The organism is Klebsiella sp. K4, from assembly GCF_014596785.2.
Classification (GTDB): domain Bacteria; phylum Pseudomonadota; class Gammaproteobacteria; order Enterobacterales; family Enterobacteriaceae; genus Klebsiella; species Klebsiella pneumoniae.
Genome location: NZ_CP115021.1, coordinates 928,263 through 944,218, shown reverse-complemented (window position 1 = coordinate 944,218; position 15,956 = coordinate 928,263). Strand labels below are relative to the sequence as shown.

Sequence of the window (15,956 nt, the reverse complement as noted above, 5' to 3'; positions counted from 1 at the left end):
TTCCCGCCGCCGCGCCCGATGGGGAAACTACTTTCCGGAAGCCGCAGCGTCACGCTGCGCTTTCGCCAGCATCTTCTTCAGGGCATGCGACACCGCGACGAAGCCAAAGGTCGCGGTCACCATCGTCGCCGCGCCAAAGCCGGAAGCGCAGTCCATCCGCTTCGGCCCTTCCGCCGTGCTCTTCATTGCGCAGACGCTGCCGTCCGCCTGCGGGTAGACCAGCGCTTCCGTAGAGAAGACGCAGTCTACACCGAGCTTACCTTTGCTGTTTTTCACCACCCCAAACTGGCTTTTCAGCCGCTCGCGCAGTTTGGCCGCCAGCGGATCCTGGATGGTCTTCGCCAGGTCAGCGACCTGGATCTGCGTTGGGTCAATCTGACCACCCGCCCCGCCGGTAGTCACCAGCGGCACCTTGTAGCGGCGACACCAGGCGATAAGCGCCGCTTTCGGCCGGACGCTATCGATGGCGTCGATAACATAGCTAAAGCCGACGCCAAGATATTCCGCCACGTTTTCCGGGGTCACGAAATCATCCACCACCGTCACCCGACACTCAGGGTTGATGAGGCGAATTCGCTCCGCCATCACCTCCGCTTTCGCCAGTCCGACGTTGCCGCTGAGGGCGTGGATCTGACGATTGGTGTTGGTGACGCAGACATCGTCCATATCGATAAGGGTGATCGCCCCGATGCCGGTCCGCGCCAGCGCTTCCGCCGCCCAGGAGCCGACCCCGCCGATCCCGACCACGCAGACGTGGGCGTCGGCAAAACATTGCAGCGCTTTTTCACCATATAAACGTGCCGTACCGCCAAAACGCTGGCGCCAGGCATCGCTGATTACAACAGACATAGAACCTCAGAACAAAATGACAGCGCCCGGAGGCCGCCGCAAACGGCGTCATCCGGGCGCCCTGGTCAACAGGCACGGCCAGGGGAGTTAGCCGCTAAAAACATTCCCCGCGCCCGGGGCGTTTTTCAGCACCCATACGCGGCCGTAGTGGTTATACCAGCCGGCACGGTGGCCCGCGTCAGGCCCAATGCCCTGATAGATGTCGAAATGCTGACCTTTGATGGCCCCGCCGACATCGAGGGCGACCATCAGGCGCAGTTCGTACTGGCCGTTAAACTTGCCATTATTATCCAGCAGAGGCACCTCGGCCAGCAAGGTGGTTCCCGGCGGAATAATCGACCGGTCAGAGGCCACCGAGGCGCGGCCGATCAGCGGCACAGCGCTGGCCCCTTTCACCGGCGCGAAAGACTGCGGTTTAAAGAACACGAACGACGGGTTCTGCTCCAGCAGCTCGCGCACTTCCGCTTCGCTGTGCTTTTCACCCCACTCGCGGATCGCCTGCATCGACATATCTTCTTTCTTCACTTCCCCGCGGTCGATTAGCACTTTGCCGATGCTGCGATAGGGCCAGCCGTTTTTCCCGGCATAGCTAAAGAAGTTGAGCGGCGAACCATCGCCAAAGTCGATATAGCCGCTGCCCTGCACGTCCATGATGAAGTTATCCATCAGCGAGTTGCTGTACGCCAGCACATAGTTATCGCTCAGCGCGCCGGCATAGATGCTGGCGCGGGACGGCAGCTTACCGCGTTTCGGCGGCATACGGTAAATGGGGTACTGGAATTCGCCCTGACGGGTGTGGCGCGCCTGCACCACCGGCGTGTAGTAGCCGGTAAACTGGACGTTGCCATAGTTGTCGACGCCCTGCATCTGCCAGGCGTCGATGCCAAACTGGCGCAGCGTACGGGTGTCGCCGCCGGCGCGCAGCCACTCCTGCAGCGCGTTGTAGACGTTGCTCTGGCTATTATAGAGGCGTGGCGAGGCGTTACGAATTTGATTAACCTGCTCGGAGAAGTCGCCGGCGTTGATCGGTGCCCCGACGGCATCCGGCTGGTTTACCAGTGAAAACGGCTGGGTGAACTTGCCATCGCTATATTGCTGACCGCGGTCGGTCGGTTTTGAGGAACAGGCGGCGAGCATGGCCAGCATTGCCCCCGTCGCTACATATTTTGCCCAACGTCCTTTCATGGTGTCTCATCTTTTGCTGCGAAGCCTTAGTGCGTGTTGAAGATAACAAAGCGCCGGAGCTATTGAAATGCGCGATCTCATCGATGGCACAGATTTGTGTAAAAAAACACCACAACATGGCGTTTTATAAGCCAATTCTTACAAAAATGTCGATTTGGTCGAAAAAAGGTTGCATCATCTCGCTAGCGGAGTATAGTGCGCTTCCACGGACGCGGGGTGGAGCAGCCTGGTAGCTCGTCGGGCTCATAACCCGAAGGTCGTCGGTTCAAATCCGGCCCCCGCAACCAATTAAAATTTGATGAAGTAAAGCAGTACGGTGACGCGGGGTGGAGCAGCCTGGTAGCTCGTCGGGCTCATAACCCGAAGGTCGTCGGTTCAAATCCGGCCCCCGCAACCAACATTACAAACACCCTCAAGGGTGTTTTTTTGTTTCTGCCGCCGGCAAAACCTCTGCCGAAAACGGGAACGGCCATTGCCGCCCCCATCTCCTGCTTACCCCTTCGGTAACACAATATTGCTTGCCGCCAGCATGCCCATGCGATGGTACATCGCGCAGGCCGCCTCGACGATCGGCATCGCCAGCGCCGCGCCGCTGCCTTCTCCCAGACGCATGCCCATATTGAGATACGGTTCGAGACCCAGGTGCGCCAACGCGATACGCGCCCCCTTCTCCGCCGAATAGTGGGACGGGATCAGATACGGTTTCACCTCCGGCGCTATCTGACACGCCGCCAGCGCCGCCGCGTAGGAGAGAAAGCCATCCAGCACCACCGGCAGCCCACAGGACGCCGCCCCCAGCATGACACCGGTCATCCCCAGCAGATCGAAACCACCGACTTTGCTCAGTACGTCGAGGCCATCATTCGGGTCGGGCTGATTGACGTCGATAGCCCGCCGCACCACCTCCACCTTGTTGCCAACCTTCGCCAGCGGCAGATTGGCGCCAATCCCGACCACCTCCTGCGCATCGCTGCCGGTCAGGACGCTGACGATCGCCGCCGCCGGCGTGGTATTGGCCATCCCCAGTTCGCCGACGCCAAACAGGGTAACACCCTCCTGGGCCAGCGCGCGGGTGTAGCGCATCACCTCCAGCAACAGCTCCTGCCCCTGCTCACGGCTCATCGCCGGGCCGCGGGCAATATTGCCGCAGCCCCGCGCCACCCGCATATTCACCACGCCGGGGAGCGGTTCGCTATCGATACCGACATCAATTACATGCACTTTCGCTCCGGCCTGGGCGGCGAGCACGCAGACGCCGGTGGTGCCGCGGGTCATATTTGCCGCCTGGATGGCGGTGACCGCCTTCGGCGAAATCGCCACCCCTTCGTCCCACACTCCATGGTCGGCGCACATCACCAGCAGGGCCTTTTTCGCCACCTGCGGCTGGCCGCCCAGGCCGGGCATTCCCGCCAGCTGCACCGCCAGCGCCTCCAGACGCCCGAGGCTGCCGGGGGGCTTGAGTAAGCCGTCGATGTGTTGCTGTGCCCGCGCCATGGCGTCGGCGTCCGGCGCGGGGATCGCCCGCAGAACCGTGTTTAAATTTTGCATACAGAATCCCTGCCAGGGCTGGCCCGGTCAGCCAGCGATTGAGTTATTTGATTTTGACGCCGATGCCGGAGACCACCAGCCAGACCGCATCCGCCGCGGCCGCCAGGCGCTGATTGACCCGCCCGGCGATATCGCGAAAATGCCGCGCCAGGCGGTTCTCCGGCACAATGCCCATCCCCACCTCGTTGGTCACCAGCACGACGTGCGCCGGACAGCGCTGACAGGCGGCAATCAGCACGCCAATTTCGTCATCAATAGCCCGTTCCATGGCGGCGTAATCCCAGCCGTCGGGGTCGCTGTCGCCGCCGAGCGCGAACAGCAGGTTGGTGACCATGGTGGTGATGCATTCCAGCAAAATCGCCTCCTCTGGGGCGATAGCCGGGGTGATCAGTTCATCAAGCTGCTGCCAGCGCTCGGCGGTGCGCCAGTGGGCGGGCCTGCCGTCGCGATGATGCTGGATCCTTGCGGCCATCTCGTCGTCAAAGATTTGCGAGGTGGCGATATATAACACCTGCGGCGCATCGGCAATCAGCGCCTCGGCATGGCGACTTTTGCCGCTGCGCGCGCCGCCGGTAACCAGAGTCAGCATAGAGGCTCCTGATGTTGGCGCATGATGGCGTAAATTTTATCGATGGCGATATGTTCGCGCATGGCCTCGGCCAGCCGATCAAACTGCCGGGTTTTATAGCGGGCATACTCCAGGGCGCTGTCCAGCGGCGCTAGCCCTTTGCGCTGGCGCAGGCCGTTGAGCAGCGCCCGGGTAAAGGCATCGCTGTCGAACAGGCCATGGAGATAGGTGCCGAACGCCAGGCCGTCGTCGCTTATCGCCCCGTCGTCCACTGCCTGCCCCGCTTTATGCAGCTGCAGCAGCGGCGGGCAGCCTGCCTCGCGGCGCGTCTCGCCCATATGAATTTCATAGCCACTGACGCGCAGCCCCGCCGCGTCGGCTAACCAATCCGGGAGCGCAGACCCCAGGGTCGCCTGCACCTGGGTGGTGGTTTTGTGCTGGGCGAAGTGGGTCACGGTCTTCAGCACCCCCAGCCCGGGCTGGGCGCCAAGGCCAGACTCCACCTCATCGATAATGGTTTCGCCCAGCATCTGATAGCCGCCGCAGATCCCCAGCAGCGGCACCTTGCGCTGCCGGGCCTGCTCGACCGCGTGCGCCATGCCGCTCTCGCGCAGCCAGCACAGATCGCCGAGGGTATTTTTACTGCCCGGGAGAATGACCAGGTCGGCGTCGGCCAGCGCCTGCGGATCGCGGACATAGCGCACCCGGACGTCTGGCTGTGCCGCCAGGGCGTTAAAGTCGGTAAAATTGGCGATATGCGGCAGGTGAACCACGGCGATGTCGATGTCGCGCCGGTCGGTGCGATGGTATTTCCCGGCCTGCAGCGCGACGCCGTCCTCATCCTCAAGATCCACGTCAAGCCATGGCATAACGCCCAGCACCGGCACCCCGGTCAACGCCTCGATTTGCTCTATCCCGGAGCGCAGGAGCGCCACATCGCCGCGGAATTTATTGATGATCACCCCTTTCACCCGCGCCCGCTCCTGAGGCTGCAGCAGCGCCAGCGTGCCGTAAATCGCGGCAAACACCCCGCCGCGGTCGATATCGGCCACCAGGATCACCGGGCATTGCGCCATCTCGGCCATGCCCATATTGACGATATCGCGGTCGCGCAGGTTAATCTCCGCCGGACTGCCGGCGCCTTCCAGCACCAGCGCCTCATACTCTCCGGCCAGGCTCTGGTAGACCGCGAGGATCTGCTCGCGCAGGCGCGGCTTGTACTGGTGATAGCTCACCGCATCCATGCTGGTCGCCACCTGCCCCATCAGCACCACCTGCGCCTGACGGTCGCTGGTGGGCTTGAGCAAAATCGGATTCATGCGGACATCCGGCGCAATCCCGGCCGCTTCGGCCTGGAAAATCTGCGCCCGGCCCATCTCTTTGCCATCCGGCGTAATGCCGGAGTTCAGCGCCATATTCTGTGATTTAAACGGCGCGGTACGCAGCCCATCCTGATGAAAAATGCGGCACAGTCCCGCCACCAGCACGCTTTTCCCCACGTCGGAAGCCGTGCCCTGCAACATCACTGCCAGCGTCATGACGCCTCCTTTATCGCGCCTATCGCGTTGTTGTGCATCCGCTGAAAAAACTCCGCCTCGGTTTTACACAGCGGCAGCCCCAGTTCGCTATGAAGTTTCACCAGCCACGGCTGCGTCAATCCCGCCCTGTCCATCGTCTCCGCGCAGGCAAATACCTCGCCGGGATCCCCCGCGGCCAGTACTTCGCCGTGACGCAGAACGTAAACGGCGTCGCTCACCTCATAGATCAGATCGATATCGTGGCTGGAGATCACCACGCGCCGCCCCTGCCCGACAATGCGCCGGATGATGGCGATCATCTGCGCCCGCCCGCGTGGATCGAGGCCCGCGGTGGGCTCGTCAAGCAGCAGGTAGCGCGCCTGCAGCACCAGCGCCCCGGCGATTGCCACCCGTTTTTTCTGCCCATGGCTGAGACACTGGATCGGCTGCTGGCGAAACCCCTGGGCATCGACGAGGGTCAACGCCTCATCCACCCGGCGGGCGATCTCCTCTTCCGCCACCCCGAGGTTACGCAGACTAAAAGCGATATCGCTGTCGATATCGGTATAGAATATTTGCTGATCCGGATCCTGAAATACCGTCGCCACCTGCTGGCGCAGCGCCAGCAGACCGCGCTTGCTGTAATTCAGCGCCTCTCCCTGCCACAGCACCGCCCCCTGCTGCGGGCGCAGCAGGCCGCTCAGGTTCATAAACAGCGTCGACTTTCCGCAGCCGTTGGCCCCCACCAGGCCGGTCACCGCATGGCGGGAAAAATCCAGCGTCAGCCCTTTAAGTACCGGCTCATCCTGATAGCGAAACCAGAGATCGGTTGTGGCAAGCATACTTATCCTTAGAGGTGAAAATCACCCTGGTACAATTTGATATCCAGCGCCGTGCTCATCTGCTGATAGCGCAGGAGGACGCGGGTGAACAGCAGTCCCACCAGCATCGCCAGCGAGCGATAGCCCTGCGGCACGCTACCATAGCCAAAACGCAGAGTTTGCGCGCGGTGAATCGCCATCGCCTCGTCTAACAGAATAAAAATGAAGCGCCAGGTCAGCAGGATCTGCTCCGTCAACAGCCGCGGTACGCGACCGCGCTTGAGTAAAATAATCAACTGCGGGAAAGGCAGATTAAGCACCAGCCAGAGCGTCGCCGCCATCGCCGCCAGGCTGCGCCAGAAGGTCTCCCCGGCCACGGCCAGCCCCTGGGCGGAAATCCCTATCGAGAAAGCGCCCAGCCGAAAGCTCGCTAACAGCATCTGCGGATCGCGGCTGACGCTGAACAGAATGGTCAGCACGCCGACCAGCAAAAAGCCAAAGGGTAGCGCCATCCAGCGGCACCAGCGCCAGAATGAGACCCGCAGCAGCCAGCAGGTCAGCGCGGCGGTCAGCGCCAGCGTCAGCGCCTGGCCCCACGCCGGCAGCGTAAAGGCCAGCGCCATCAGCAGCAGCCAGAGCAGAAACTTACGCTCTGGCTCCACCTGCAGCCAGCGGCTCTGGTAGCTGAGTCGGTCAAACCCGGTCATCACGGCGCTGTCTGCCCCTCGCATATCCGAGAATGTAAAAAATCACCGCCGCGCCCAGCGAGCCCTGCAGGGTAAACAGCAGGCTCTCAATCTCGCCGCTCGCCGGTTCATATAGCGGCTGGAACCAGGGTTGATAATCCGGCGCCACCACCTGGATCTGGCTCTCCGCTTCGCCGTCCGAGCCGCCAAACTCGCCGCCGTGGTTAATAAAAAATGGCAGGATCATCAGGGCGGCCACCATCGCCAACAGGATCAGGGTCTTTTTCATATTAATGTGCCTCCGCGGCGATCAGTCGCCGTTTGGTTAGCTGATCGTAGATCATCACGGTGAGCAAGCCTTCCGCGATGGCGATCGGGATCTGCGTCAGGCAGAAGATGCCCATAAACTTGGCGATCGATCCGCCTGCCCCGGTTGCCGGATCGGGAAAGGCCACCCCGAGCTGGACGGAGGTGACAAAGTAGGTCATCAGATCCGCCAGCATGGCGCAGAGAAAGACCCCGACATCGCGACGGATCCCCGCCCGACAGGCCTGCTTCCACACCAGATAGCCGACCATCGGGCCGATCACCGCCATCGACATCCCGTTGGCGCCAAGGGTGGTCAGGCCGCCATGCGCCAGCAGCAGCGCCTGGAACAGCAGAACGATCGCCCCCAGCACCGCCACCACGCCCGGCCCGAAGAGGATCACCGCCAGACCGACGCCGGTCGGATGCGAGCAGCTGCCGGTCACCGACGGGATCTTCAGCGCCGAAAGAACAAAAATAAACGCCCCGCAGAGGGCCAGCAGCACCTTCTGATTGCTCTCTTCCTGGACGATACGCCGCAGGCGCACCAGGCCGTACCACAGGCAGGGTAAAAACAGCAGCCACCACGCCAGCGCCCACATCGGCGGCAAAAAGCCCTCCATGATATGCATGGCGAACGCCTCCTGCGGGACGATGATCAGCAGAACAGCGGCCGCCAGCCCCCCATACGAAAGCTGCTTCAGCGATTTCACCTGATTCATTACGCCTCCTCCCACTGTTTGTTAACCAGGATGGTCGAGAAATAGGGCAGCGGCTGGTCATCGCTGACCTCGCGCAGACGGCGCCAGCACTGCTCGCCCGGCAGGGTGGCCTCTGACATCATCAGCGCCGCATCCAGCAGCCCCGTCTGCGCCAGCAGCGCCTTAATGCGGGCGAAGCGGCCGTAGACTTTCATCAGCACCAGACTGTCATGCTGGCGCAGCGCCGCGGCAATGTCCGCTTCCGGCGCGGTGCAGGAGATGACCGCCAGCGTCTGCTGCTCCATGGCTAGCGGGGTTTTCGCCCGTGCGGCAATGGCGGCGAAGGAGGTAACGCCAGGGACAATCTCCAGCCAGTCCGGGCAGCCAATCCGCTGCAGCAGAAAGACCCAGGTGCTGAACAACATGGCGTCGCCGAGGGTGATAAACCCGACCTGCCTGCCCGCCGCCACCTCCTGGGCCAGCGCCGCGGCAACGTCGTTCCACACCGCCTCTTTTTCCGCGCTGTCGGCGCTCATCGGAAAATGGCAGCAGCGGACCTCCGTGTGTGCGCCCAGGTACTCGCGTACGATGGAGAGCGCCAGGCTGTCGCCGCCTTTGCGGCCGGCTGGCGCATACAGCACATCCAGCTGGCCGAGGATCCGCGCCGCACGCACGGTGATCAGATCGGCCGCCCCCGGGCCGCTGCTCAGGGCGTATAGTTTGCCGCTCATGCTGCTTTCTCCATCGTGTCGTTCAGCGCCTGCTGCAGATGGGCGACAAACATCGCCCGCACCGCCGGATTCTCCCCTAACCCGTTAAGCCACGGCGTGGCGGGGATACCGGCGGCATTGAAGCGGGTTTTCCACGAATCGTCTTCGTCGGAGGCCATATCATTAATGGCATGATCGCCGGCCACCAGCATCAGCGGCATCAGATGCACGCCGGTCACGCCCTGGCGGGAGAGTTCGTTAATGACGATGTCCACTTCGGGATAGCTTTCCACCGCCCCCACCCGCGCCGGAAAACCCTGCACCGCCATCATATGATCCAGACAGGCGTAGGCCGCGAAGGCGTGGTGGCTGGCGCCGTGCCCCATAAACACCACTCGCTCCGTCGCCGCCAGCGGCGGCATCTGCTGGCGCAGGGCCTGCATCAGCTGCACATAATCGCCATGACCGCTCAACAGCGGCGCGCCCAGCGTCAGACGCTGAAAGCGCGGGCGCATGCTCTGCACTTCGCGAACGATCTTCTCGTACTCGTCGCCGTTGATAATGTGCAGGGACTGGATCGCCACATCCTGGTATCCCTGCTCGGCCAGCTTTTGCAGAGCCTGCAGCGGAGTATCGATATGAATACCGTCGCGCTGCTGCAGTTTGCGAATAATCATCCCCGAGGTGAAGGCGCGGAACAGCGTGCGGTCCGGGCAGCTGGCGGCCAGATCGCGCTCGCAGGCGGCGATGTTCTTCTCGCGGGTGTCGTGATAGCTGGTGCCAAAGCTCACCACCAGAAGTGCTTTTTTCATATCCTCTTCCTCAAGTCGCCGACAGCCAGCGCGTCAACCGCGCAGTGAAATCGGCCTGGCTTTGCAGTAGTTCATCGCCCGTCACCAGCGGCGCCGGACGGGTAATGACGATGCAGGGGATCCCCGCATCAAGACAGGGTTGTACTTTTTCCTGATAGCCTCCTTCCGCCCCCGAGGCTTTCGTCACCACAACATCGGCCCGGCACTGGCGATAAAAGGCGGCGTTAAATTCGGCGCTGAACGGCCCGCAGAGGGCGAAGATCTCCCCGACGCCAAACCCCAGATCGCTACAGTGCTGAACCACCTCCGGCACCGGCAGCACCCGGGCGAGCAGCGTTTTCTCCGCCAGTCCCGCCCGCCAGGCCGCCAGATCTTTGCTGCCGGTGGTCAGCAGGATCCGCTCGCCGAGGCGACGAGCCACCGCGCAGGCCTCGTTCAGATCGCCGACCACGTGAAGTAGCGGATGGCGCAGATCGCTCAGCTGCTCCGGCCTTTGATAGCGGCTGAGCAGAACCCCGACGCTGGCGCAGGCGCGCACAATATTCTGGCTGACCACCTCGGCGTAGGGGTGAGAGGCATCGATCACCCAGCGGGTGCGCTGCGCTCTGAGCCACTCCGCCATCTGCTGCCACTCCATTCGCCCGCAGCGTATCTGCCCGCGGATATCGCCGGCCAGCCGCTCGCCGGTAGGGGTAGCCACCGACAGGGTGTAGCGCACGTCGGCGGCGTCCAGCTGCTGGCAGATCGCCCGCGCATCGCTGGTGCCCCCGATAACCAGCACGTCGCCGTGATTCACAGCGCGTAGCCTCGCGGGGTGATCATCAGGCCGTTGTCGATGTAAGTCGCTTTGTTGCCAACGATCACCAGACTGGTCATATCCACTGGGGCAAAATCCATCTCCCCGAGGGTGGTCAGCCATTTCTCCTGCTTTTTGCGTCCGGCGGATTTGACTACGCCGACCGGCGTATCTGCGCTTTTACTGGCCGCCAGCAGCGCAAAGGCGCGCGCCAGATGTCCTTCGCGGCCGCGGCTGCGAGGGTTGTAGAAACAGATAACGAAGTCCGCTTCCCCGGCGGCGACTATGCGTTTTTCAATCACCGGCCAGGGCGTCAGCAGATCGCTAAGGCTGATATGGCAGAAATCATGCATCAGCGGCGCGCCGAGCAGCGAGGCGGCGGCGATACTGGCCGTCATCCCTGGGATCAGACGGACCTCAATGTCCAGCTGCTGCTTATTAACCAGCTCCAGCACCAGCCCCGCCATGCCGTAGATGCCGGCGTCGCCGCTGCTGATCAGCGCAACGTTGTGCCCGGCCTGCGCCAGCTCGATGGCCGCCTGGCAGCGCTCAATCTCTTTGCACATGCCGGTTTTGATCACCTGCTTGTCGCCGGTAAAGGCTTTTACCAGGTGGGTGTAGGTCTTGTAGCCCACTACGATCTCTGCCGCCTGCAGGGCCTCCACGGCTTCCATGGTCATCATCGCCTGCGAGCCAGGGCCAATTCCGATTACGCTTAACATCAGTGTGTTACTCCCAAAGTAATGGTCACGCCCTGCTCACGCAGGGTTTCGCCGGACAGGTTTCCCTGACTCAGCAGCCAGGCCACCGGGCCGGAGACGCTGCCGACGCCGACCGTCTCCCGGACAAAAGACGAGGCCGGAAAGCGGTGCTCGTGCTCGCGCAGCGCCTCGGCGCTGAAGGTTTCGAACGGCACCCGGCAGCGGTGAGCCAGCTGGCGCAACCCCGGCTCGTTTGCCTTCAGGCTCACGCTGCCGATCGCTTTCAGCGCCAGCGGGTCAAGACGCTGAGCGGCAAGCTGGCGATCCAGCAACGTACAGAGCAAGGAACAGGGGGTGTCGCGCCGACAGCCGATCCCCGCCACCACCCGCTGGGGCACCAGCTTCCAGTGAGGCACCGGCAGCGGCGGCAGCGACCGGCGCAGGGTGACGCAGATCAGGGCGTCGAGCGCCGGCAAGCGCGCCAGGTCGCTTACCGGGATAAACCCGCGCCGGTCGCAGCGGCTTAGCGCCCCGGTAAATTCGCCGTCGCACCACAGCCCCACCCGCTTACCGCTCACCAGCATCTGGTTAACGGTTTTCACCGCCGCGCGAAAATCGGTCATCCGGGCGTTCAGCTGGAAGGCCAGCGTGTCGAGGGCGGCCAGCTCGTTGACGTCGGTGGCGGTGGTGATCACCGGGTCGGCGTCGAGCATCCCGGCGAGATAGCGGGTCAGCGCATTGGCCCCCCCGGCATGGCCGGAGAGCAGGCTGATGACGTGCCGGGCGCGCTCATCAATCACCACCACCGCCGGGTCGCTGAGCTTGTCATTCACCAGCGGGGCCAGCACCCGCACGGCAATCCCGGTGGCGCCGATAAAAATCAGCGCCGAGAAGCTGCTGAACGCCTCGCGGGCAGCGCTGGCAAAGCCGCCGTTGAAGGGGATAAACCCCTCTTCCTGCAGCGCTTCGCTGGTGTAACAGGTAAGCGGCAGCATGGCCGCCAGCCGTTTTGCCAGCCGCACGCCGCCGGGCGTCAGGCAAAACAGGGCAATGGATTCAGGCTTTACGGTATTCATGGCTAAAATCCGCTGCGTACAGTTTTGAGTAGTGATACTCATCGCCGAGGAAAGGGCCGACCAGGATCAGCGCCGTTTTGCGGATCCCGGCGTCGCGTACTTTGTCGCCGATGTCCGCGAGGGTACCGCGGACGGTCTGGCTTTCCGGCCAGGTGGCCTTGTAGATCACCGCGACCGGGGTGGTCGCGGGGTAGCCGCCCTCCACCAGCCGCTCCGCCACCCGGTGAATACGTTGCACCGACAGGTAAATCGCCATCGAGGTTTGATGGCTGGCAAAGGCTTCCAGCTGTTCGCGCGCGGGAACCGGCGTGCGCCCTTCCAGACGGGTAATAATCAGACTCTGCGAGACTTCGGGTACCGTGTACTCCACCCCCAGCTCCGCCGCCGCGCCGAGGAAAGCGCTGACGCCCGGCACCACCTGCCAGCGGATCCCGCGGCGGGTCAGCTCTTCGCCCTGCTCGCGCACCGAGCCATATAGCGAGACGTCGCCCGTCTGCAGACGCACCACCGTTTTTCCCGCCTTCACCCCCGCCTCCATCAGGTCGAGGATCTGCTCCAGATGCAGCGCGGCGCTGTCGTGGCACTCCGCCTGTGGCGTACAGTAGGCCAGTAGCTCGGTGTTGATCAGCGACCCGGCGTAGATCACTACCTGCGCCTGCTGTAGCAGACGGTAGCCTTTGAGAGTAATCAGTTCGCGATCGCCTGGACCGGCGCCGACGAACCACACGCAATGGGGATCAAAAGTCTCAGCCATGGTTTTCTTCCTTCTGACAGGCGATGACAAAAACGGGATTATGGGGTTTGAAGTAGTGGCCGCTGCCCAGGATAGCCAGGGTGGAGACCGCCAGCTGCTGGCAGTCCACCTCGTGGATGCCGCTCTGCCGCAGGTGCGCCAGAGCGCTATGAAGGTTTTCCTGCAAAATAAAAGACATCACCAGCCGGCCGCCGGGATGCAGCTGCGCCAGCGACCAGTCGATCAGCGCCGTCAGGTGGCCGCCGCTGCCCCCCATAAAGATCGCGTCGGCTTTGTCGGCGACCGCCAGCGGCGCAACGCCCGCCACGATAGCGATGTTGTCGCAGCCAAAGCGCTGCCGGTTCTCCGCCAGCAGGCGCAGCGCGTCGGCCTGACGCTCAATCGCCGTCACCCGCAGCGCCGGGTTCTGTAGAGCAGCCTCAATGCTGACGCTGCCTGTGCCCGCGCCGATATCAATCAGATGGCGCGCCCGGTGCAGCTCCAGCTTCGCCAGCGCCAGCGCGCGCACGGCCTCTTTGGTCATCGGCACCTGGGCGCCGCGCAAAAACAGCTCATCTTTCATCGAGGATCACCACCGCATTCATCTCATATTCGTCCTCCACGGCGCTGACCGGCAGCCAGTGGATCCGCTCGTTTTCCATCGCCAGGTTCTCGCCTATCACCATCCAGCGATGGCCTTTGCCGCGGGCCATCAGCTGGGCGGCTATCTCCCGCGGTCCGCAGCGGCCGTCGGTCACCATGGCGACTTTCCGGTGGGCAGCCAGAGCATCGAAGCTCACCGCCCGGCCATGGCTGCTGGTCAGCCACATATCGTTCATGTCGATGCCCGCCCGGGCGCAGAGGTACTGCACCGCGCTGATGCCGGGGATCACCTGCACTCGTTCCCGGCCAAAATGGGCAATCAGCCGGGTGCCAATGCCATAGAACAGCGGGTCGCCAGAGGCCAGCACCACGACGCGGCGCCCGGTACGGGCCTCAATCCACGCCAGCAGCGCCGGCATATCGGCCCCCAGCGCGAAGCGCTCGCCGGCGAAGTCGGGAAACTGCTGGAGATGGCGGCTGCCGCCCACCAGCGCCTCGGCGGCGGCGATTGCCTCGCGCGCGGCCGGGATCAGCCACTGCAGCCCCGCCGGGCCCATTCCCACGACCGTCAACATGTCAGCTCCCGGGCAATCGCCTCCAGCGGACGGCTGCTGCCCAGTACCTGGTTATCAAAAGAAAACAGAACCGCGTCGCAGGTGGGCGGTTGCTGAGTGAAGCGCAGCATCTCAAGAACACGCTGGCAGATTCGCTCAGCCAGATGGTTATAGAGGCGCTGGTATCCCCAGGCGTCGATATGCTCCATTGCCGCTTCGGTAGTGTCGCACTCGCTGACCAGCGTCAGCAGCGGCAGCGGCGCGCCAAGCAGCGCCAGATGAGCGACGAGAGTTTCCATCCGCGCATCGGCGATATGGCTGTGGGTATGAAAGATCCCGGCGGCGATTTTGATCAGTTTGCCGGGATGGCCAATGAGCACAATCTGGCGGAAACCGAGCCGAACCGCCTCTTCAATCATGTAGCCGACGAAGTTGCTCATGGTGACCACCATCTGCGGGTCGATGCCCATCTGCTCGCGGACAAAGCGCTCACCGTGGTTGCCCGGCACCAGCACCACGCGCTCCAGCCCGGCGGCGCGTTTTATCTCCAGCTCGAGGGAGAGCGAGCGCTTCCAGCTCTCTTCCGACATCGGGGTAACGATCCCCGTGGTGCCGATAATCGAGATCCCGCCGAGGATCCCCAGCCGGGCGTTATAGGTTTTTTGCGCGCGAAGTACGCCTTCCGGAGCAAAAATCTCCACCTGCGCGCCGCGGGTAGGACCTATCGCTTCGCGCACGGCGGTCTCGATGGTGTGCCGCGGAGTGCGGTTTATCGCCGGGCTGCCTGTCGGCAGGCCGATCCCTTTGCGGGTCACCGTGCCGATACCCTCCCCGCCCTGCAGGCTAATCTCTCCGCTGTCATTGAGGGTGACCCGGGCAAAAATCAGCATGCCGTGGGTGGCGTCGACATCATCGCCGCCGTCTTTACGGATCGCGGCGACCGCCTGCTGCCCTTCGACGTGCGGGGACTCAACGTTCAGGCACAGGGTGACGCCGGAGGGGGTGACGATCGAGACCTGATGAATCAGATGCTGGCGCATCACCATCAGCGCCGCCACTTTTGCCGCCGCTGTGGCGCAGGAGCCGGTGGTGTAGCCCTTGCGCAGCGCTTTGCCGTGATGCCACACCGGGGCGTCAAAGGTCTGATCGCTCATTGCGCCTCCCGCAGGTGGTAAAGCAGAGCGTTCACAATCGCTGCCGCCACGTTGCTTCCCCCTTTGCGGCCGAGCGCGGCGATGGCCGGCAGGCCGCTCTCGCTGAGCGCCGCTTTCGACTCCGCCGCGCCGACGAACCCGACCGGCACCCCCACCACGCCGCCGATGGCGGTCTCGCGATGTTCCAGCAGGCGAAACAGCGCGGTTGGCGCATTGCCGAAGACGAACACTTTCTCCCCGGGCTCCTGCACCGCAATATCCACCGCCGCCATCGAGCGGGTCATCCCCCGGCTTTGCGCCTCGCGCACCACCCGCGGGTCGCTGATATAGCAGCGGCATTCGCCGCCAAAGCGGGCCAGCAGGGTTTTGTTGATCCCGGACAGCGCCATGGTGGTATCGGTATACAGCGTGCAGGGCCGGCTCAAGGCCTCACTCAGCGCGATCAGGGCATCCGGAGAAAACCACAGAATATCCAGCCAGTCGAAGTCAGCGGTGGTGTGGATCACCCGCTTGATAATCGCCTCGTGCAGCGGGCTGGCGAAACGGTAGTCCGGTCGCGTTTCGGCGATGATCTCGCTGATGATGTCGAAGCTTTTCGCCTCGATCGCCTGCGGTTGTTGGATGTACTGCATCAGG

Annotated in this window: 19 protein-coding genes and 2 tRNA genes; 2 read left to right on the top strand and 19 right to left on the bottom strand. The window is 63.2% G+C overall.

Annotated elements, in window-relative coordinates:
- Nucleotides 1-27 precede the first annotated feature (27 nt).
- Together tcdA and mltA are read right to left on the bottom strand one after the other, a co-directional pair.
- Nucleotides 28-849 carry a tRNA cyclic N6-threonylcarbamoyladenosine(37) synthase TcdA gene (gene tcdA, locus IB144_RS04710; RefSeq protein WP_002915577.1) on the bottom strand — a complete coding sequence of 274 codons (822 nt, stop codon included), beginning with the start codon at nt 847-849 and terminating at the stop codon, nt 28-30.
- 87 nt (nt 850-936) lie between these two features.
- The gene (mltA, locus tag IB144_RS04705; RefSeq protein ID WP_002915579.1) at nt 937-2,034 is read right to left on the bottom strand and encodes a murein transglycosylase A; all 1,098 of its coding nucleotides are present in this window, start codon (nt 2,032-2,034) and stop codon (nt 937-939) included.
- Between the two features lie 210 nt (nt 2,035-2,244).
- Between mltA and IB144_RS04700 the strand changes: the two genes are divergently transcribed.
- A tRNA-Met gene (locus IB144_RS04700) sits at nt 2,245-2,321 on the top strand.
- A gap of 33 nt (nt 2,322-2,354) precedes the next feature.
- Nucleotides 2,355-2,431, top strand: a tRNA-Met gene (locus tag IB144_RS04695).
- Between the two features lie 95 nt (nt 2,432-2,526).
- Here the strand turns inward: IB144_RS04695 and cobT are convergent.
- The 17 genes from cobT to IB144_RS04610 are packed head-to-tail and all read right to left on the bottom strand — an operon-like array spanning nt 2,527 to nt 15,952.
- Nucleotides 2,527-3,582, bottom strand: coding sequence for a nicotinate-nucleotide--dimethylbenzimidazole phosphoribosyltransferase (cobT, locus tag IB144_RS04690; protein WP_062920481.1), 1,056 nt, complete (start codon nt 3,580-3,582; stop codon nt 2,527-2,529).
- 43 nt (nt 3,583-3,625) lie between these two features.
- Nucleotides 3,626-4,171, bottom strand: a complete 546-nt coding sequence (gene cobU / locus IB144_RS04685) for a bifunctional adenosylcobinamide kinase/adenosylcobinamide-phosphate guanylyltransferase (protein WP_004174597.1) — start codon at nt 4,169-4,171, stop codon at nt 3,626-3,628.
- Nucleotides 4,165-5,688 carry a cobyric acid synthase gene (locus IB144_RS04680; RefSeq protein WP_004174595.1) on the bottom strand — a complete coding sequence of 508 codons (1,524 nt, stop codon included), beginning with the start codon at nt 5,686-5,688 and terminating at the stop codon, nt 4,165-4,167. Before IB144_RS04680 ends, cobU begins: the two co-directional genes overlap by 7 nt.
- Nucleotides 5,685-6,509, bottom strand: a complete 825-nt coding sequence (locus IB144_RS04675) for an energy-coupling factor ABC transporter ATP-binding protein (RefSeq protein ID WP_002915614.1) — start codon at nt 6,507-6,509, stop codon at nt 5,685-5,687. The genes IB144_RS04680 and IB144_RS04675 overlap by 4 nt, the downstream gene beginning before the upstream one ends.
- A gap of 8 nt (nt 6,510-6,517) precedes the next feature.
- Entirely contained in the window at nt 6,518-7,195 is a 678-nt protein-coding gene (locus tag IB144_RS04670) for an energy-coupling factor ABC transporter transmembrane protein (protein WP_004181156.1), read from the bottom strand.
- Nucleotides 7,182-7,463, bottom strand: a complete 282-nt coding sequence (locus tag IB144_RS04665; protein WP_002915619.1) for an energy-coupling factor ABC transporter substrate-binding protein — start codon at nt 7,461-7,463, stop codon at nt 7,182-7,184. The genes IB144_RS04670 and IB144_RS04665 overlap by 14 nt, the downstream gene beginning before the upstream one ends.
- A 1-nt stretch (nt 7,464) precedes the next feature.
- The gene (cbiM, locus tag IB144_RS04660) at nt 7,465-8,202 is read right to left on the bottom strand and encodes a cobalt ECF transporter S component CbiM (RefSeq protein ID WP_048271031.1); all 738 of its coding nucleotides are present in this window, start codon (nt 8,200-8,202) and stop codon (nt 7,465-7,467) included.
- Nucleotides 8,202-8,912, bottom strand: a complete 711-nt coding sequence (locus tag IB144_RS04655; protein WP_065888477.1) for a cobalt-factor II C(20)-methyltransferase — start codon at nt 8,910-8,912, stop codon at nt 8,202-8,204. The genes cbiM and IB144_RS04655 overlap by 1 nt, the downstream gene beginning before the upstream one ends.
- The gene (locus IB144_RS04650; RefSeq protein WP_004174588.1) at nt 8,909-9,703 is read right to left on the bottom strand and encodes a sirohydrochlorin cobaltochelatase; all 795 of its coding nucleotides are present in this window, start codon (nt 9,701-9,703) and stop codon (nt 8,909-8,911) included. Before IB144_RS04650 ends, IB144_RS04655 begins: the two co-directional genes overlap by 4 nt.
- 10 nt (nt 9,704-9,713) lie before the next feature.
- Nucleotides 9,714-10,499, bottom strand: a complete 786-nt coding sequence (locus IB144_RS04645) for a cobalt-precorrin-6A reductase (RefSeq protein WP_002915627.1) — start codon at nt 10,497-10,499, stop codon at nt 9,714-9,716.
- Nucleotides 10,496-11,221 (bottom strand): precorrin-3B C(17)-methyltransferase, encoded by a 726-nt coding sequence (locus tag IB144_RS04640; RefSeq protein WP_004143930.1) that lies wholly within the window; start codon nt 11,219-11,221, stop codon nt 10,496-10,498. The genes IB144_RS04645 and IB144_RS04640 overlap by 4 nt, the downstream gene beginning before the upstream one ends.
- Nucleotides 11,221-12,276, bottom strand: coding sequence for a cobalt-precorrin 5A hydrolase (cbiG, locus tag IB144_RS04635; protein ID WP_048271035.1), 1,056 nt, complete (start codon nt 12,274-12,276; stop codon nt 11,221-11,223). Before cbiG ends, IB144_RS04640 begins: the two co-directional genes overlap by 1 nt.
- On the bottom strand, nt 12,257-13,030 hold the full coding sequence (locus tag IB144_RS04630) for a cobalt-precorrin-4 methyltransferase (protein WP_048271038.1): 774 nt from the start codon (nt 13,028-13,030) through the stop codon (nt 12,257-12,259). Before IB144_RS04630 ends, cbiG begins: the two co-directional genes overlap by 20 nt.
- Nucleotides 13,023-13,592 (bottom strand): decarboxylating cobalt-precorrin-6B (C(15))-methyltransferase, encoded by a 570-nt coding sequence (locus IB144_RS04625; RefSeq protein WP_048271039.1) that lies wholly within the window; start codon nt 13,590-13,592, stop codon nt 13,023-13,025. Before IB144_RS04625 ends, IB144_RS04630 begins: the two co-directional genes overlap by 8 nt.
- A complete protein-coding gene (locus IB144_RS04620; RefSeq protein WP_004174583.1) occupies nt 13,582-14,187 on the bottom strand; it encodes a cobalt-precorrin-7 (C(5))-methyltransferase in 606 nt (201 codons plus the stop codon). The genes IB144_RS04625 and IB144_RS04620 overlap by 11 nt, the downstream gene beginning before the upstream one ends.
- Nucleotides 14,181-15,320 (bottom strand): cobalt-precorrin-5B (C(1))-methyltransferase CbiD, encoded by a 1,140-nt coding sequence (gene cbiD, locus IB144_RS04615; protein WP_002915708.1) that lies wholly within the window; start codon nt 15,318-15,320, stop codon nt 14,181-14,183. Before cbiD ends, IB144_RS04620 begins: the two co-directional genes overlap by 7 nt.
- Nucleotides 15,317-15,952, bottom strand: a complete 636-nt coding sequence (locus IB144_RS04610) for a cobalt-precorrin-8 methylmutase (protein WP_002915711.1) — start codon at nt 15,950-15,952, stop codon at nt 15,317-15,319. The genes cbiD and IB144_RS04610 overlap by 4 nt, the downstream gene beginning before the upstream one ends.
- Between the last annotated feature and the right edge of the window lie 4 nt (nt 15,953-15,956).

Bases quoted from the DNA above. Each gene is read 5' to 3' on its own strand.
- IB144_RS04665 (WP_002915619.1), bottom strand. From the start codon at position 7,463: ATGAAAAAGACCCTGATCCTGTTGGCGATGGTGGCCGCCCTGATGATC.
- IB144_RS04680 (WP_004174595.1), bottom strand. From the start codon at position 5,688: ATGACGCTGGCAGTGATGTTGCAGGGCACGGCTTCCGACGTGGGGAAA.
- IB144_RS04640 (WP_004143930.1), bottom strand. From the start codon at position 11,221: ATGTTAAGCGTAATCGGAATTGGCCCTGGCTCGCAGGCGATGATGACC.
- IB144_RS04610 (WP_002915711.1), bottom strand. From the start codon at position 15,952: ATGCAGTACATCCAACAACCGCAGGCGATCGAGGCGAAAAGCTTCGAC.
- IB144_RS04655 (WP_065888477.1), bottom strand. From the start codon at position 8,912: ATGAGCGGCAAACTATACGCCCTGAGCAGCGGCCCGGGGGCGGCCGAT.
- IB144_RS04625 (WP_048271039.1), bottom strand. From the start codon at position 13,592: ATGAAAGATGAGCTGTTTTTGCGCGGCGCCCAGGTGCCGATGACCAAA.
- cobT (WP_062920481.1), bottom strand. From the start codon at position 3,582: ATGCAAAATTTAAACACGGTTCTGCGGGCGATCCCCGCGCCGGACGCC.
- cbiM (WP_048271031.1), bottom strand. From the start codon at position 8,202: ATGAATCAGGTGAAATCGCTGAAGCAGCTTTCGTATGGGGGGCTGGCG.
- IB144_RS04675 (WP_002915614.1), bottom strand. From the start codon at position 6,509: ATGCTTGCCACAACCGATCTCTGGTTTCGCTATCAGGATGAGCCGGTA.
- mltA (WP_002915579.1), bottom strand. From the start codon at position 2,034: ATGAAAGGACGTTGGGCAAAATATGTAGCGACGGGGGCAATGCTGGCC.
- IB144_RS04620 (WP_004174583.1), bottom strand. From the start codon at position 14,187: ATGTTGACGGTCGTGGGAATGGGCCCGGCGGGGCTGCAGTGGCTGATC.
- cobU (WP_004174597.1), bottom strand. From the start codon at position 4,171: ATGCTGACTCTGGTTACCGGCGGCGCGCGCAGCGGCAAAAGTCGCCAT.
- IB144_RS04650 (WP_004174588.1), bottom strand. From the start codon at position 9,703: ATGAAAAAAGCACTTCTGGTGGTGAGCTTTGGCACCAGCTATCACGAC.
- cbiD (WP_002915708.1), bottom strand. From the start codon at position 15,320: ATGAGCGATCAGACCTTTGACGCCCCGGTGTGGCATCACGGCAAAGCG.
- IB144_RS04630 (WP_048271038.1), bottom strand. From the start codon at position 13,030: ATGGCTGAGACTTTTGATCCCCATTGCGTGTGGTTCGTCGGCGCCGGT.
- cbiG (WP_048271035.1), bottom strand. From the start codon at position 12,276: ATGAATACCGTAAAGCCTGAATCCATTGCCCTGTTTTGCCTGACGCCC.
- IB144_RS04670 (WP_004181156.1), bottom strand. From the start codon at position 7,195: ATGACCGGGTTTGACCGACTCAGCTACCAGAGCCGCTGGCTGCAGGTG.
- tcdA (WP_002915577.1), bottom strand. From the start codon at position 849: ATGTCTGTTGTAATCAGCGATGCCTGGCGCCAGCGTTTTGGCGGTACG.